General features: G+C 34.2%; 15 protein-coding genes. 9 read left to right on the top strand and 6 right to left on the bottom strand.

What is annotated here, in order from left to right:
• Positions 1-4: 4 nt before the first annotated feature.
• The 4 genes from ACP6PK_RS06110 (at position 5) to ACP6PK_RS06125 (ending at position 5,375) form a co-directional block, all read left to right on the top strand.
• Complete coding sequence (locus ACP6PK_RS06110; protein ID WP_094674660.1) at positions 5-811, top strand: COP23 domain-containing protein; 807 nt, start codon at positions 5-7, stop codon at positions 809-811.
• Positions 812-838: 27 nt separating this feature from the next.
• Complete coding sequence (locus ACP6PK_RS06115) at positions 839-1,633, top strand: S1 family peptidase (protein ID WP_426558643.1); 795 nt, start codon at positions 839-841, stop codon at positions 1,631-1,633.
• Between the two features lie 326 nt (positions 1,634-1,959).
• Entirely contained in the window at positions 1,960-3,447 is a 1,488-nt protein-coding gene (locus tag ACP6PK_RS06120) for a S1 family peptidase (protein ID WP_426558645.1), read from the top strand.
• Between the two features lie 650 nt (positions 3,448-4,097).
• Entirely contained in the window at positions 4,098-5,375 is a 1,278-nt protein-coding gene (locus ACP6PK_RS06125) for a S1 family peptidase (RefSeq protein ID WP_426558647.1), read from the top strand.
• 911 nt (positions 5,376-6,286) lie between these two features.
• Here the strand turns inward: ACP6PK_RS06125 and ACP6PK_RS06130 are convergent.
• From ACP6PK_RS06130 to ACP6PK_RS06145, 4 genes are all read right to left on the bottom strand, one after another.
• A complete protein-coding gene (locus tag ACP6PK_RS06130) occupies positions 6,287-7,555 on the bottom strand; it encodes a hypothetical protein (protein WP_426558649.1) in 1,269 nt (422 codons plus the stop codon).
• A 69-nt stretch (positions 7,556-7,624) separates the two neighbouring features.
• Positions 7,625-7,798 carry a hypothetical protein gene (locus ACP6PK_RS06135; protein WP_426558651.1) on the bottom strand — a complete coding sequence of 58 codons (174 nt, stop codon included), beginning with the start codon at positions 7,796-7,798 and terminating at the stop codon, positions 7,625-7,627.
• A gap of 581 nt (positions 7,799-8,379) precedes the next feature.
• Positions 8,380-9,237: a M20/M25/M40 family metallo-hydrolase gene (locus ACP6PK_RS06140; RefSeq protein ID WP_426558653.1), complete on the bottom strand. Its 858-nt coding sequence runs from the start codon at positions 9,235-9,237 to the stop codon at positions 8,380-8,382.
• Positions 9,238-9,352: 115 nt separating this feature from the next.
• Positions 9,353-10,225: an EamA family transporter gene (locus tag ACP6PK_RS06145; RefSeq protein WP_094671578.1), complete on the bottom strand. Its 873-nt coding sequence runs from the start codon at positions 10,223-10,225 to the stop codon at positions 9,353-9,355.
• A 937-nt stretch (positions 10,226-11,162) separates the two neighbouring features.
• Between ACP6PK_RS06145 and ACP6PK_RS06150 the strand changes: the two genes are divergently transcribed.
• Positions 11,163-11,831, top strand: a complete 669-nt coding sequence (locus ACP6PK_RS06150; RefSeq protein ID WP_426558655.1) for a PEP-CTERM sorting domain-containing protein — start codon at positions 11,163-11,165, stop codon at positions 11,829-11,831.
• Between the two features lie 284 nt (positions 11,832-12,115).
• Here the strand turns inward: ACP6PK_RS06150 and ACP6PK_RS06155 are convergent, their stop codons facing one another.
• Both ACP6PK_RS06155 and tnpA read right to left on the bottom strand, forming a co-directional pair.
• Positions 12,116-12,829: a glycerophosphodiester phosphodiesterase gene (locus ACP6PK_RS06155; protein ID WP_426558657.1), complete on the bottom strand. Its 714-nt coding sequence runs from the start codon at positions 12,827-12,829 to the stop codon at positions 12,116-12,118.
• A gap of 327 nt (positions 12,830-13,156) precedes the next feature.
• Positions 13,157-13,567: an IS200/IS605 family transposase gene (gene tnpA, locus ACP6PK_RS06160; RefSeq protein WP_094674440.1), complete on the bottom strand. Its 411-nt coding sequence runs from the start codon at positions 13,565-13,567 to the stop codon at positions 13,157-13,159.
• A 61-nt stretch (positions 13,568-13,628) separates the two neighbouring features.
• Between tnpA and ACP6PK_RS06165 the strand changes: the two genes are divergently transcribed.
• From ACP6PK_RS06165 to ACP6PK_RS06180, 4 genes are read left to right on the top strand one after another with little or no spacing between them, the layout of a single operon-like run.
• Complete coding sequence (locus ACP6PK_RS06165) at positions 13,629-13,757, top strand: helix-turn-helix domain-containing protein (RefSeq protein ID WP_426558659.1); 129 nt, start codon at positions 13,629-13,631, stop codon at positions 13,755-13,757.
• Between the two features lie 33 nt (positions 13,758-13,790).
• Positions 13,791-14,540, top strand: coding sequence for an RNA-guided endonuclease InsQ/TnpB family protein (locus ACP6PK_RS06170; RefSeq protein WP_426558699.1), 750 nt, complete (start codon positions 13,791-13,793; stop codon positions 14,538-14,540).
• Entirely contained in the window at positions 14,515-14,877 is a 363-nt protein-coding gene (locus ACP6PK_RS06175) for an RNA-guided endonuclease InsQ/TnpB family protein (protein WP_426558661.1), read from the top strand. Before ACP6PK_RS06170 ends, ACP6PK_RS06175 begins: the two co-directional genes overlap by 26 nt.
• 60 nt (positions 14,878-14,937) lie before the next feature.
• The gene (locus ACP6PK_RS06180) at positions 14,938-16,341 is read left to right on the top strand and encodes an S-layer homology domain-containing protein (protein ID WP_426558663.1); all 1,404 of its coding nucleotides are present in this window, start codon (positions 14,938-14,940) and stop codon (positions 16,339-16,341) included.
• The last annotated feature ends 140 nt before the right edge of the window (positions 16,342-16,481 follow it).

The raw sequence follows: 16,481 nt of genomic DNA on the forward strand, positions 1-16,481 counted from the left end.
AATTATGATACAAAAAAAGATATTACCTATTTTATCTGTAGTGGCGATCGCTGCTCAAATTCTCATAGTAGAAGCACATTCAAGTTTGGCAAAAATTACAAACTTAAATAGTAGATTAGCTCAATTGAATACTTCTGGTAACGAGCTGGATAATACTTCCACAAATTCAGTCCATCCTAAAAATATACGTTTTAGTCGCCGTTACGCATACAAATATAAGTTTGAATGTACACCAGACAATCAAACAGAGTTAGCAATATACCAAGCACGTCGTAATCGTCAAGGTCAAATAATTGGACTTTGGAAAAAAGCTGCTAATAGACCTTTAATTCAATGGACACAGACAGGTTCATTAGAATTTGGTGAAAAGTATCCTCCAGAAGTTAGATGTCAGGCAGTTACAGATAGATTTAATCAGCATTTTCTCAGGGGAGGAAAACCAAAAATGCCTCCTTTAAGTGAAGGAATTCTTAATGGTATGGCGGTAGTTTGTGCCGCTAAAGCAGGTGCTTGTAATTCAAGTAATTTGTTGTGGACTCTCAGAAGTAATAATAGAGGTACTAACGGCAAAATTATGATTAGTCTAGTAAGCTCCCTGAAAGGCGATGCTAGTAGTAGTTTAATATTTGAAAGTACAGATCTTGTCGATGTGAAAAATCAAGGAGATGAATGGGTAGAAAAATTGGCAGTTATTGATGATAGCTTAAAAGCAGCATCAGTAAATCAGGAAAAAATACTGGAAGTGGATATGGAAAAGTTGATAGAGGAAGCTATAACTGAAGAACAAAAAAAGCTGGAAATTGAGGAGTAATTAGACTCAAAATAATAATTTAATTAAATGAAAAAATTGATAAGTTTAATGGCAATAATTCCAACTTTTTTGGAAGTTTGCATTTTACCATTAGCATCCACCCCGGAAGGAATTAATATTCAGCAAATTCAGGAAATTTCTGCTTTTAAGTCAAATACTGCTGTGGAAGCGCTTGCCCAACCTATTACTGTGAGATTACTAGGAGAAAATATTGCTGGTTCTGGGGTGATTATTTATCAAGTAGAAAGTGACTATTTTGTACTAACTTGCGCCCATGTAATTGATTCTGATCGAGAAGGAAAATTTGTAGTTTTAACTTCAGATGGAAAAGAATATACTGCCCAGAAAGATAGTAGATTTAATTTTAGAGATATAGATTTGGCAGTGGTTAAATTTTCCACAAATAATCAGTACCCAGTTGCTGTTGTTAGTGATAATTTTAATTTAAGTTTAGGAGAGGAAGTTTATGTGACTGGATTTCCTAATTATGAGCAAAAATCGGTAAATTATATTCCGACTATAGATTTAGGAATTAAACCATATAATTTTACTAAGGGAAAGGTTATTCATGTACTGAATTTACCCTTGGAGAAAGGTTACAAAATTGGTATGAGTAATGATATTGAAGTTGGGATGAGTGGAGGTCCGGTTTTGAATCAAGATGGTGAGTTGGTTGGGATTATTGGTCGGACAAAATATGGTTTTGGTGGTTTGGATGCTTATCGATTTTCTGATGGTAGTCAACCTTCAGAAGAGCTAGTGGAAGAATTTTTTGTTGCTAGTTGGGCAATTCCTATTCCTAAGTTGAATCTTCTTCAATAATTAATAATTACCTATTCTGTAATAGAAGGATTTGCTAAAAGGAAGTTTTTTTCTTCTCTTTTTTTCTCCATGAATGGAGAGGCTTTATACCTTGATTTTTAGGTAATTTTTATGGTAATTAATTCAATAGGTATCTCCAGAAAAGAGGGAGTAGGGAGTAGGGAGTAGGGGAACATATTTTCGAGCCAAAGATACGAAAAATGATTTTTTTAGTGACTTTTACTTCTTTTGCTTAAGTTCAATAAAGAGTAAGTTTATTTTCTGGATATATCTAATTATTTGAGAATCTTTTGACATAAAAATGATTAGTAGGAGTAAAAACAAATATGATGAACATTAGAAATATATTTATTACTTCTATAGCTGGAATTATTGTTAGTTTTGGTAAAGGCGTAGATGCTGTACCTACCAAGTTAAGAGTAGAAGAAATTAACTCCATAGCTAAACAAACTACTGTTTTAATTGCTCCCAGGTTAACTAAAGCTGAATTAAAGGATTTATTAAATAGAAAACCTGTGGAAAGATGGACGGTAGGTTCAGGTGTAATTATTGCTAAAGAAGGTAAAACATACTATGTTTTGACAGTAACTCATAACTTTAGTCAAGAACAAGTAAATAAAAATGCACCTTATGGGATATTAACAAATGATAGAGAAGTTCATAAGGTTACAAAAATAAAAGATGGTAGAGAATGTACTAATAGATTCTTAGAAGCAATAAAAAATAAAAAATTAGAAACGGCTTTAGTAAGATTTGGTTGTTTTAACAACAAAAAAATAAATGGTTATGATTTAGCAATAGTTAGTTTTGAAAGTAAAAAAAACTATCCTGTTGCCAGCTTAGGAGATGCTAGTAAATTACAAGAAGAAGATATTGTTTATATTTCTGGTTGGCCGAAAATTGAAGCAGAACCTAAGCTAAAAATTGATGGAACTATGCAATTAGATTCGCAAGGAAAAATAATTTGTAAAGATCCTGTACCTGAAAGGCAAAGACACCTAGCATGGGGACCATTAAAAGCTTCTATTCCTGTTAGTGAAAAAGATAATGGTTATGGTTTATATTATACAGATTATACTCGTCCAGGGATGAGTGGTGGTCCTGTATTTAATAGTCGTGGAGAGGTAGTTGGAATTCACGGTCGTGGTTCCACAAATAAACCTATTTGCGGACAAATATATAATTCTATATCTAATAATAATTCCTCTTCAAAAAATCAATTGGAGGCAGAAAATGATTGGAAGGATTTTGGGGAGTTTGAGTCTGACAATACTTGGTCAACAAATGAAGAAAAAAAGAGCAAAAATGATTTCCCAGGTTTTCCAGAATTTGTATCTCAAAATAATTTAGAGAATGACTCAAATAAGAATCAAAATAATTCTAGATTAGACTTGGATAATAGTTCTAATTCAATTTATGATTTACAGAAAAATTATAGCAGTGCCCAAAATGTTAATTATTCTCAAAGGTTGATTAATCAGGTAGGAATGAAATTATCTTTTAAATTGGAGGGTCCTTCACAAAGGATAATTCAATCAGAAATAACAAAAGTTCCTCAAGTTAAGATTCCTGATATAAGTAGCCAAATAGAAAATTCTAGGTCGAGAAATTCAGATATAACAATACTAGAAAATCCTGAATTGATGACTCAAAATAAAACACCTGAATTGGTTAATCCAAATCAAACAAAAGAGGGAGGTTTTGAAGACCCTAATGATAGGATAGAAAATATCTATGAACTTTTTAATTTTAAACTAGAAAATGTTACAAGGGATGAACCATCAGGTGGTGCAGGGAGTATTTTATTAGACTAGGAAATATCAGAAAATATTTAGGCATTTCCGTGTCAGAACACTTTGCAAACAGCTATTAGTGGTCAGCTCCCAGCTTTTGAATGAATAAAGAAATTGCTATGATTATTCATATCAGCATTTATCCATACTTTTAATTTTCTTTGAGGACTTACGCAGAAACCATATATATAGTGTCATAAACTATATATATGGTTTTAATATCTATATATAGTATCTTTCTGTAAGTCCTGCTCTGAATTTATATTTATAGATACTAATTCTTCCGATAAAGACGATATCATAGCAATCCTAAATAGCTTTTCATTAATGGATAATGGATAATGGATAATTGATAATTACCTCTGGTTAAAACTGTTACGGAATTGAAGTTCAGGAAATTCAAGAGAACTTTTTTTCCCTTAAAAGGGGAGGCTTCAAGACGCGAATTATATCATGTCAGGTAGCATCGGTATTGTATAGAAAAAGTAGGCAACAGGCAACAGGCAAAAGGCAACAAACAGGAAGGCAATTGAGCCAGAAAAAAACTTAAATTTCCTGTAAATATCCACGCTAACTTTTACCCAAACGATACCAACGGACATGATATTATTTAACTATTAATTATTAATAATTAATAATTCGGTAAAATTTTTTATAAGAGTTAATTTTAAATGCTATTTTTATTGATAGAAACAACCAAAAAATTATCTATTTTTTTAGGTGGCATATTGTTTAGTTGTCTAGCATCAACTCCTGCTTTAGCTCAACTTTCAATAGAAGAAATTAATTCTATTGCTAGACAAACAACTGTATTAATTGCTCCAGCATTAACTCCTAAATTACGAGAAGACTTAGAAGAAAATCGTAATAATCCATTACGAAAATCAGGTATTTGGAATCCAGGTTCAGGGGTAATTATTGCTAAAAAAGGAAATAAATATTATGTCCTAACTGTCGCCCATAATTTTTTACAAAGACACCTAGACAACAAAGATTATTGGCAAAAATCACAAGGGAAGCCATACTATGGAATTAGAACTTATGATGGCGAGGTTCATACTGTTAGAGATGTTAATGATGGTAGAGGGTGTCCTTTAAAAGGTAGCCCAAAATTCACAGTATTAGTGAGATTTGGTTGTCGCGATCGCTTTATTCTTAATACTAATATAGTCGATTATACTGTTGGTACAGATCAGGTTAGGGGTATCGACTTGGCGATCGTTACATTTGAAAGTAAAGATAATTATATAGTTGCTCCCCTAGGAGACTCACGTCAGGTGAACCTCAGTGACAGAGTTTATATTTCTGGGTGGCCTGACCCGGAAAGAGAGCAAGACCCGCAGACAGGTAGATGTCGTGAAAGAGTGGCTCGCAGACAACGACGTTTAGCTTGGGGTCCAGTTAGGGGAAAAATTAATGCTGCTCCTCAGCATCAGGGTTATAGTATTTTTTATACTGATGAAACTGCTGCTGGTATGAGTGGAGGACCTGTGTTTGATAGCAATGGTCGGGTAGTTGGTACTCATGGGTTAGGTAGTCGGAATAAACCTTTATGTGGTGGTAATCTTGAGGCGGGAAGTGAAACTGAGTCTGGTGGTGATACTGATAGTATTTCTGGTGGTGAGACTTTTGATTTTAATAAGTTGCAGAAGCGTTATAGCAGTGGGCAAAATGTTAATTATTTTGAGAGTTTAGTCAAAGAATTTGATTTTAGTTTGGCTTTCAGACGGGAGTTACCTGATGCGGAAGTGATTAAAGCTGGTATTACACCTATTAAAAATCTGAAGGTTGCTAGTAGTAGTGGTCAAGTAGAGTTTGATGCAAGTGAGGATGTGTTTGACGATCCTAATGATGTTGTTGATGATATTTATGAGTTGTATACGTTTGAGTTGGAAAATATGATTAGGGATGAACCTTCTGGTGGTAGTGGGAGCTTATTGTTAGATTAATAGGACTTATGCACATACGATGTATATAGTGTTTAAAACTATAACGTTATAGTTTTTTGACTCTATAGAAGCCCTAAGCGTATCTCCAGAAAATAGGTCGGAGGGAGAATTAATTGATAAAAAATGGGTAATAATTGATTTGATGATTGGATGAGTGGCAGATATCTAATACACCCCATCTCCCCATCTCCCCATCTCTCCACACTCCCGTACGGACGCCCTTATGCAACGTCCCTACCCCCACTCCCCTACTCCCCTACTCTCAATCTCTAATTTTAAATATATCCCTTCAGGGGTTCTATATTATAGTACCTCTGCGTAATTCCTAATTAAATATCAAAGGAGTCAGGAGTCATAATGAATAGGTTTGATACATTTTTTTGTTTACAGCAGTTTTGATTTGAGTAGACCACAGTAGGGAGGTTCCATGGAACGTCCCTACAAGGTTTTGGTTGTGACGATGTGGTTGATCCATCTGAAAAGCGCTGTAATATTAATTATGGCTTATATCAAATCCGCTGGGGAACGGAAGTGATATAATTCTACCATCAGAAAAGAGCGAAAACTCCTAGTTTATGGAGGGTTTGGAGAGGGTTTGGAGACCAAACCCCTACGGGGCAAGAATTCTACCGATACTACCGGATTTGATATTACTGATTAAATCTCAAAGTATTTACAGATAAAGGTTTTAGCCTTTTTAAGTCGGGAAAAAGTACCTAGTTTTGAGCTGCTTTATGCACGGTTCCCGAAAAATCAAAAAGTTAGCATTTTGGGAAACACAAGAGTTGAGCAAAAAAATTACTCCCATACGGACGTTGCACAGGCAAAAATGCGTTTTCCGTTCCGGAATGCTCCGCTTTCCATGTTGCGCAGCAAAACGTCCCTACCTACTCCCCTACTCCCCTACTCCCCTACTTAAGAAAGTAACCCTCTTCCCACGAACCTGCTTCACATTTGATTAGACGCTCCAGGATAGCGATCGCTTCTTTATCTGAATCATATCTAATCTTTTGTTCTACACCAATATTAATTAATTCCATTCCTAAGCGGAGAAAATATGCTCGTTCAATTTGATTATTAATTTCTTGTTCTGTTATACTTCCTAAACCATTTTCTATGTAAGATTTTTGAAAGTCTAAGTTAAACATTTTGACTATTGATTTAACTACATATTGTTGTTCTGGTCTTGCTTTAGATAAAAGATTAATAATTGGTTGTTCCCAGATTAATTCAATATCAGCATTAGTTGCCTGATTTTGTAACCATACTTCTGAAGTTGAAACAGGCAAATCAATTGTTTCTTCATCTACTTTTGCAAAGCTATGAGCTTCAGCATAACTAATTTTTCCATCTCGATTATAATCTGCTGAAGTCACCCTTTTACCAGTACGACTATAACCACTTAATCCGGCAAAAAAACTGGAACTATAATCTTTATAATCTGCTTCGTTTACTTCTGGAGTACAACCTACTGAAGGTAAAGTTTTTATAGTAGCAAAAAAGCCACAACGAGTCTGAAGTGCTACAGGTTTATTAGGGTCGCCTCCTTGATAAATAATATTAGCAAATGACCCGGAAAAACATTGAGCCATCATTGTTACTACTGGAGTATCTTGGGGTAATTTATCTAACATTTGTGATAATTCCTGAACTGTTAGAGCTTCATTTTCCCAAAGCATTAGAGCGTTGTTATTAGAATTATTTGGGTTTTCAATTCCATGACCTGTAAAGTAAAAAAATATGGGTTGTCTAGAAATTTGTTCTCCAGTTTTTTGGAACCAATTCTGGAGATTTGTGAAAGTAGCTTTACCTTGAACATCAGGAATTTCTGGTACTTTAAATTTCTGCTTTCCTAGTTTTTCAAGATAGCGAATTGTTGCTTTTCCATCATTGCCATTAGCAAAAAATATTGAGGCTGAAAATGGGTTATATCCCATTTTTTCTAGGGTACGTTGAAAGTAAAGTACATTTTTTTCAATGGCAATTTCATTTTGTTCTTTAGTACCACCTCCTCCAAATACTAAAAAGTTTGGTTGTTGTTGGTTAGTTGGGCAATTATGAGTTTTTTGTTGGCTGAATTTAGTTGAATTGTTATTTGCAAATGCTAACTTTGGGTAACTTCCGATAATCACAAAAATTAATCCTAATAATATCTTGGCAAACTGAGATTTTCTCTGCATAACTATAATTTATAATTTTCAAATTTTGTCTAGTTTATGATTTATATGAAAATAAAGATATAAAACCTTTCATTCTCCAAATACTAAAAAGTTTGGTTGTTGTTGGTTAGTTGGGCAATTATGAGTTTTTTGTTGGCTGAATTTAGTTGAATTGTTATTTGCAAATGCTAACTTTGGGTAACTTCCGATAATCACAAAAATTAATCCTAATAATATCTTGGCAAACTGAGATTTTCTCTGCATAACTATAATTTATAATTTTCAAATTTTGTCTAGTTTATGATTTATATGAAAATAAAGATATAAAACCTTTCATTCTCCAAATACTAAAAAGTTTGGTTGTTGTTGGTTAGTTGGGCAATTATTAGTTTTTTTTGCTCAATTTATTTGAGTTGTTCTTGGCAAATGCTAAGTTTTGGTAACTTCCGATAATCACAAAAATTAATCCTAATAATATCTTGGGAAACTGAGATTTTCTCTGCATAACTATAATTTATAATTTTTAGATTTTGTGTAAGGATTTAGCCGTCATCTATCATTTATGAGTTCTTAACTCATTATTTTGGCAATAGTAATTAGTCTCCAAGAAGTGAAATATCAAGAAAAATATCATCAGTTAATCTTAGTAAATTATTACTTTCAAAAGCCGATAGCTGACAGCTAATACCTGAATACTTATAATTTTGTCTACTTTCTGATTTACCTAAAGATAAAGGTCTAAAACCTTTCATTTTTAGGATAAAAAAAGAGAAAAAAAGAAATAAGATTTCCTTATATTCAGTCAACTAAAGTTTTCCTGGAGGTAATTATCAATTATCCATTAATTAAAAAATACTTCTTATAGCGGTGATTAATCCTTGACAGACTCCTGTGAGAAAATCTAAATCTAAAGTTTCAAGAGTATCACTGTTTTGATGATAATTAGGATTTCGCATATTTGCAGTATCGGTAATCATTATAGCTTTATATCCTCTATCCCAAAATGGTGCATGGTCACTGCGACGGGTATCGGGAACAATTAAACCTCTATTTGGTACTGGCAAGCACTGACAATTAGTTCCTATTTTATTGATATTTATACTCATTTGGAACATATCAATAACAGTCAATAAATTACCAATTAATGCAATAAAATTACCCTGGTTTGGATAAAAATATTTTAATCCAGGAGGATAACTTTGAGAATTGGGATTAGAGTCACAATAACCAAGCATTTCTAGAGATATCATTAGTCTAAGTTGTTGTTGTTTTTGTTTGAGTTTTTCTGCATAATGTTCACTTCCTAATAATCCATATTCTTCCATATCAAAGGCAACTAAACTAACTGGATATTTAAAAGGTTGAGAAGAAAATTCTCTAGCTAATTCTAGTAAAACTGCTACTCCAGTACCATTATCATCTGCTCCTGCTGTACCTGGTACTGTGTCATAATGAGCGCCAATTAATATTGGTGGTAATTCTCGTGTTTTATTGTTGTTCAAAGAAGGTAAATTCAAGATTAAATTTTGATGATTTTTGCCTGTAACTTGAAATTCATCAATTTCTACATTTCCGAACTGTGATAATTCCTGATAAATATATTGTCTGACATAAAAATGTCCTATTGATGAAAAATATGGGTCGCGATCGCGCACTATTTCTTTTAGATGATTTTGTAATCTTGTCTGTAAATCAAAAGTCATGTTTTTTATTATTAGAACATACGCACCCCAACTAAGAAACCGGGTTTATTAGCCTAATTTAATAGTTGATATTGCAAATTTTAGTTCATAAACCCGGTTTCTGTATAAGTCATGATTATTTAAGTTGAGAAATAGTAATTAAAAATACTCCTGATACCATAATTGCTGCACCTAATAATCGTTCTTTGATGCCTTTTTCTTTGAGAATTATTTTTCCCAAAATAACGCTAAATAATGCACTTGTTCTTTTAACAGAAATTACATAGGCAACAAAGGTAAGATTTATGGATATCATTTGACATCCCATTGCAACGGAATTAATCATACCATAGACTGCTAATTTCCAGCCACCAGTTTTAGGTTTATATAGATTCTGATGTGATTTATATAAAACAATAGGTAACAGCAAAATTGATATGGTGAAAAAGACGGAAATTCCCCAAAAAATAGGTGAAGAATTTTGCACACCTATTTTATCAAAATTAGCGCTAATACTCCAAATAAAAGCTACTAACAGAGCTAGTCGTGAACCTTTATTAGTAATTATTGCTCTAAAAGGAGCTAAATATCCTTTCTGTTTCTCTTTAATATTTAATAGATAGGAACCTACTACAATTAATAATACACCAGTCATACCCAGTGGTTGAGGAAATTCTCCGATAATTAATGGGGAAGTTACTAACAAAAATAAGGGACTAAAAGTGGTGACAGGAGCAATAATTGATAAGTCAGAAATTTTAATAGCTCTGAGGTAAAGGATGTAGGCGATCGCGTTCAAAGAACTACCAACTGATAGAGCTAACCAAAAATTATTTCCTAACTGAGGAATGTCAATTAAAAATAATAGGGGACTTAAAAATAAAGAGGTAAAAAATGTCAGACTACATCCAATAATATACTCATCAAAATTTTTTAGTTGTGTCTTATTATAAACATCTTTCATAGATTGAAGAAAAGCTACTGAAGTAGCGAAAAAAAGCCAAGGCATTGATTATTTTCCTGCTTAACTAAATAATTTTAATAGTAGGTGTGGGTTCCGTATTAAATTAAAAAATTCACCCCCAATGATATTAATGCACAAAATTAGTATTGTAGTAGACCAACAAATCTAAAATGGTGCCCTGCATCATTGGGGGGCGGGTTTATCTAACTTTAGGTGAAAGCTCGCGTTAATTTAACGGGGAAACCCGCCCCTACTATTGCACTATTTAAGGTGTGTCGGTCTAGTAGTAGCGTGTCTAGCTTGAAAATGTGGGTTAAAAAACCTAACCCCCCAACCCCCTTCCCTGCTAGCGTTGGGGGCATTTCTCCCCTCTCAAGAGCAGGAGAGGGGTTGGGGGAGAGGTCTTCCCTCGTTGCTCGCTCCTAACACACAATTTTAGTCTGAACACGCGCCTACTCTTGGTTGTTGTTTTTTGTCTGTTTTGGGTTTCACTATCGTTCTACCCAACCTACATTTTTAATAGATGTCTGAATTTCTGATGCGATCGCCTCCTTTTGCGTACAAAGTAGTAAATATTACTAATTTATATTCCGCACTTAAACTGGAATGAGATTTTTTGGCCTACCGAATATCACTATATTATTAAGTAAAATAAATCACATATAAATTAAGTACTTACACGAGTCATACTATTTTCTGGCAGTTCCGATACAGTGTGAAAGTAAAATCTTATTTCTCTAAAAGCCTTTGATAGCAAAGCTTTTATAATATTTGTCTATACTTAATTCATTATTTGATTTAAAAAGCAGTAATTAAGATCATTGATTTTTATGATTTTTATCACAGTATAAAAGTTTGAAAATATATCAAAATAGATACAAGAAAGCAGGCGGTTCATCTACAACATAAAAGTTGGATGTTACTAAAATATAGCCTACTTTAATTTTAAAAGTAACTAATTACACCAACATAAACAAAAACCATGATCAATAACATTGTTAACTCTAAATTCTTTGCTGGTTTAACTGCTGCAGCTGCATCTGTTAGCGTAATGACTACTGGTGGTACTGCTAATGCTGCTGCTCTAATTGGGGAATTTCAATTTGCTGGTCTCGGTGTTGCTGAAATTACAGAAGACTACCTGAATTTCAATCCAAACCCAAGCACTCTTTTTCTTAGCCCTATTACTGCAACAGGAAGTTTTAATCAATTTGCTGGTATAAGCACAACTATTGAAGGACCTGTAGAATTTGCTCCATTTTCAGCACCTGAGAAATTCATAGATTTTGGTGGTGGTAATGAATTTAAACTACAGGAAGCTTCTTTAGGAGAAGTTATTCAGAGTGGAGAGAATGCATCTTTAGATGTAATCCTCTATGGAACATTTTTCAGTGCAGATGGCGATGAAAGTTATGGTGCAGGTAACATAACACTTCAATTTAACGATACATTAGCAAGTACAATTAAGGCACAGCTTGAAGCTGGTGAGACATTTACAGCTCAATTCTCTGGTGCTGTCTTTTCTACTACGGATTACCTTGGCAGTGATGTTTTATCTGAGACTGTACCTGAACCTTCTTCTATACTTGGTTTAGGTTTATTTGCTGGTGCAGGTATTTTATCCAAAAAGAAATTATCCAAAAAGGCTTAAGTTAAACAAACTTTTCACAACAAAGTCCTGATAATTGCTCACTACTTCAAAGATTATCAGGACTTTATTTAAAATTAAGCTATTTTTACAAGAGCTTCTTAGTTATGAATGGCTCTTTTTGTTATTTTGAAAATATTATGATCGATAATAAACAGCGTTTGAAACAACGCAATAATAGTAAATAGAAAAAAATATGTTATATGATTTCCAGTTGAATACTGATAATTAAAGTTTGTAGTATTGAGCTAGCCACAAGATATATCGGGCTAAAGCCCTACTACAAACTAATTTCTATCAAATAATTTCAAAGCTAAATCTGGTCTGTCTGTAATTAACGCAAAGGCTCCTTTATTAACAATTTCAGCCATTAATTTTTCATCATTAACCGTCCAAACATAGATATTCTTATTCATCAGTTTCATCCGCCACGCAAAACCGAATTTTATTAACTGATAATTAGGGGAAACAAAATCAGCTTTAGTTGTAAATAAACGAAATTCTGGAAAAATTGCTGATAATCGACTAGGGATTAAATTTTGGGATTTTCCAAATCCTAATAACAACCCAGTTGTAATTTTATTATCAGCTTTTTTAACAGCAATAATCGCAGCATCAAGAAAAGATTTAATCACATAATCTTGATAATCTAAATATTTTTTGACTAAATTAACTATCTCCAATTCATATCCCGCTTCTTTCAATTCAATATCAAGTTTTATTTTTCCCCGACACAACTTCAGCACATCTTCTACTAATGGAACTTCAAAACCTTTTTGCCGAGAAATATCTAAAAGTTGTTGATAAGTCAAATCCCTAACTTTGATCCCATCAATTGATTCATCGTGAAAGACAACAAATAAATTATCCTGAGTTTTTCTCACATCAAACTCTACCATTGAAACACCTAACTCAATGGCTTTAGCAAAAGATTCTAAAGTATTTTCAAACTTCACCAAGCCAGATGCACCTCGGTGACCAATAATTAATGGTTTATTCATTAATGGATAATTAATAATGGATAATTGATAATTACCTCTAGTTAAAACCTTGAGGGAATTGAATATAAGGAAATATCCTAGCACTTTTTTTCCCTATGGGGGGGAAGCTTTTAACCAAGGTATTTAATTAATAATTATTAATTATTCGGTAATCATTAGCAGAAGTCAACAGTCAAAAGTTTAATTCTTGCTGTTTTAGGTTGCTCGCTCCTAAACCACAATTTTAGTCTAGACACTGCACTGCAATGATGACCATTTTTTAATTCCTAATATTGAGTTGAATCGGCGGTTAATTAAGTAGGCTCGATGCCTACTTAATTAACCATATTACTCTGGAGTTTTCTGATTCTCAATGTACTTTTTCAAAGTAGAAATTGTTACCCCGCCACAAGAAGCAATAAAATAAGAACCATTCCAGAAAACATCTTTCCAGTAAACAGCATTAATTTGTTCTGCAAATTCTTTTCTTAACCGTCGGCTCGTAACTGTTTTTATATTATTGACTAGCTTGCTCAACATCACGCTGGGATGATACTGAAACAAAATATGAACATGGTTTTCTTCACCATTAAATTCTATTAATTTGCATTCCCATCTAATTAATAATTCTTCCAAAATTTCATTTAAGCGAGTCAGCATTGATGCTGTAAAAACATCTTTCCTGTACTTGGTTGTCAAGATTAAATGGGCCTTTAAATCTGACACCGAACGACCCCTTGATACAAAATCTGGTTGCATAATAGTTGTCTTATGGAAAAATTGGTGTTATAATAAAAACCCACAACAAGTTAAAGCAGATATGCGAACTGCTTACCAATACAAGCTTAGACCCAACAAAGACCAGATAGCCACAATAGAATTGTGGTTGGACTTGTTGCGTCGGCAGTACAACTATCGACTAGGGGAGCGGTTCTCATGGTGGTCATAAAATCGCTGTCCGGTTAACGCTTGTCCCTTGGTGATGCCAATCCCTCAACTAAGAGATAATCCAGATTATTATTCCCAGAAAAAAGATTTGGTAAATACCAAAGATAAATTTCCTGAATATAAGTTAATTCATTCTCAGGTTTTGCAAGATTGCATAAAACGGGTAAAACTTGCCTTTGATAGGTGGTTTAAGGTAGATAAAAACGGGCAGCGATTAGGTAAACCTAGATTTAAAGGAAAAGGACGTTATCGGAGCTTTACTTATCCCCAAATCAAGCAAGATTGCATTGAGGGAAATAGGATTAATTTACCCAAAATTGGTAAAGTAAAGTTAATTAAACATCGACTGTTACCCAATGGTTTTCAAATTAAAACTGTTACTATTAGTCGCAAAGCTGATGGTTATTATGTTACGCTATCCCTAGAAGACAAGTCGGTTCCTAAGTTGAATTCTGATGTCAAACCCACATCAGAAAATACTCTAGGAATTGACATGGGGTTAAAAGATTTATTGGTAACAAGTGAAGGAGAATCGGTTCCAAGTCCTCAATACTATCGAAAATCTCTGCATCGACTAAAAACCTTACAAAAACGTTTATCTCGTAAGAAGAAGGGCAGCAAAAGATGGTTAAAAGCTTTTAAAGCTGTAGCCAAACAACACAAAAAAGCTGCCGATAAGCGAAAATATTTTCATTTCAAAACAGCCAATGAATTATTATCAAAAGCTGATATTATTGCCCACGTAGACGCGGAGCGGCGTGCCGGAGGCAAACTTAAATATTAAGGGGTTGGCAAAAACCAGATTGAGTAAATCAATTAATGATGCTGGATGGGGACAATTCTTGTCTATTCTTACTGTCAAAGCCGCAAATGCTGGACAGAAAACTATAGCAGTAAACCCCAAAAATACCAGCCAAGATTGCTCAAATTGTGGTGAAAAAGTCCCTAAAGAATTGTCGCAAAGAACCCATTCTTGTCCGCACTGTGGCATAGTAATAGACCGTGATGTAAACGCGGCGATAAATATAAAAAACAGGGCGGTAGGGCATTCCGTCCTTAAAGCTCGTGGAGCCCGATGCAATAGCAGGGCAGGGAAACGAGAAGCCCACGCCATACCTTAAGGTTGGCGTGGGAGTATGTCACTCTAATCTAGAGCTGTCGCTATATAATATAGAATAGCCATGACAAATACACCGATAAAACCACCATCACGGCCAAGGCCAGTAGAACGTGATGAGTGGATTGCAATATTTGTAGCCTTAGCGACTTTTGGCAGCATATTTTTCTGGGCAACAACTAGAGAAAATAATGGGTTTAATCTACTTTCTAAACCTATGGTTTCTACATCTCTACCTGAAACTGTTGATAGTCCCAATATTGCTGCTGAAGAGTCAATCTTTAGCTTAGGCATACCTCAACTTAAGACTCCTACTGGTGAGTCAGCATCAAAGATGGATCGAACATCTCTAACTTCTGAAGAATTAGGAACAAGTCTAGCTGCTTTGACTCCTATTACTAATACTGCTGAGGAGTTAGAGCCAAATATTCAGGGTTTAGATAAAGTCAAGACAAAGACTGAGACAAAACCCCAATTAACCAAACCGCCAAAAACAACTAATCAAAAAGCTGCTCCAGAAATTGCTAAGAATTTAGCAGCATTAGGTATTGGCAAGATGTTATCTGAATCTCCATCTACTATATCACCGGAAGTTGTAGATTCTCCCATAGCAACTGAGACTTTACCTGTGGCACCTCCTATTCCTACCCCAACAACAGAGTCGCCCAAAGCAACAGAAACTTCTTCTCCGCCAAAGGTAGAAACTCCTGAGTCGCCCAAAGCAACAGAAACTTCTTCTCCGCCAAAGGTAGAAACTCCTGAGTCGCCCAAAGCAACAGAAACTTCTTCTCCGCCAAAGGTAGAAACTCCTGAAAGTCCGCTAGTGACTACAGAAGTGCCATCCCCTGAAATATCTCCTACTGACACGGTTAAATTTTCTGATGTTCCTGATAGTTTTTGGGCAAGTAATTTCATTCAACCTTTAGCAGAAAGTAATCTTATTGCTCAGATTGATAATGATAAATTCGAGCCAAATCAATCTATCACGCGAGCTGAATTTGCCAGTCATATTCCTAAAGTATTTGAGGAAAAATCAACCAGAAAGTCTGTTAATTATGAAGATGTAAAAGCAGATTCTATTGCTCAAAACGAAATTCAAATAGCTACTAAATCAGGTTTTTTAAGTGGGTATCCAGGGAATGTTTTTCGCCCAGAACAAAAAGTATCAAGATTAGAGGTATTAATTTCTTTAGCTACTGGCTTAAATCTGGAAATTCCATCTAATCCCGATGAGGTTTTAAGTATTTACAAAGACAAGGAAGAAATACCTGATTGGGCTCAAGAAAAAATAGCTGCCACAACTGCTGCTGGATTAGTAGTAAATCATCCAGATGTGACAACTTTAAATCTAAATCAACCTGCTACTCGTGCTGAAGTTTCAGCTATATTTTATCAGGCATTGGTAAAATTAGGAAAAGTTGAACAGGTTTCATCTGAGTATATTGTGAGTCCGAAAAAAGACAATTAGTTATCTTTTTTGATGATAACTTTTCCCCTAAATAATTAATTGCATTAAAACCCAGTTTCTCTAATGAACTGGGTTTTTAATCTTTTTATTAGGGAGTAGTTCAGCAATTAATAATTAACAATTAATAATTAATAATTACC

Origin of the sequence: Dapis hubbardiae BLCC-M172 (assembly GCF_050016015.1) — a bacterium.
In the GTDB taxonomy this organism is placed as follows: domain Bacteria; phylum Cyanobacteriota; class Cyanobacteriia; order Cyanobacteriales; family Microcoleaceae; genus Trichodesmium.